This window comes from Vibrio sp. Vb2131 (genome assembly GCF_033338535.1).
Taxonomy (GTDB): domain Bacteria; phylum Pseudomonadota; class Gammaproteobacteria; order Enterobacterales; family Vibrionaceae; genus Vibrio; species Vibrio alginolyticus.
Map to the genome: position 1 here is coordinate 1 of NZ_JAWOSW010000093.1, position 639 is coordinate 639.

Genomic DNA, 639 nt, shown 5'->3' on the forward strand with positions numbered 1-639 from the left:
CCTTTTTTCCTTGTCGTCACTCGTCAAGATACTGGACAGGCAGAATACCTCACTCCGGACGCCGATATGTTAGCGGAGACCATGAAGGCCAGCAGCGCCCTGCCCGTACTCTATCGTAATGGCGTGCTCCTTAATGACAATCGATATGTGGATGGCGGCGTTGCAGATGCCCTGCCAATTGCCGAAGCCATCAAGAGAGGAGCGACGAAAATCATGGTCCTGCGCAGCCAGATCGCCAGTTACCGGAAACCAAGATCAAAGTTCAGTGCCATCACAAAACGTATGCTGAAGGAAACGCCAGCTCTGATTGAGCCTATGCTGACACGTGACGTTCGTTACAACCAAACATTGGAACTGATAAACAACCCGCCACCAGGCGTTGAGATAATCCAAGTGTGTCCACCAGAAACGTTTAAGTTAAAACGCTTAAGCCGCTCACCAGAACCTTTGCGAGAAGCATATGAACTGGGAATTGAGGCTGGCAAACAAGCCATAGAACGTTGGAATTCAATGTAAAGAAAAAAGCCACCTCGATTAAACGCAAGTTAATCTAGGTGGCTAATGCAAACTCGATGGCAGTGGATTATCGATTTGCTTCGCTACGAGCCCAATAAGTAGGCTCAAATACATTCAGCGTAA

The 639-nt window shown here is 48.2% G+C and carries 1 protein-coding gene; it reads left to right on the forward strand.

What is annotated here, in order from left to right; translation table 11 throughout:
• A partial coding sequence (locus tag R7E38_RS23050) for a patatin family protein (RefSeq protein WP_318082166.1) occupies positions 1-516 on the forward strand: 516 nt, incomplete at its 5' end.
• Positions 517-639 lie beyond the last annotated feature (123 nt).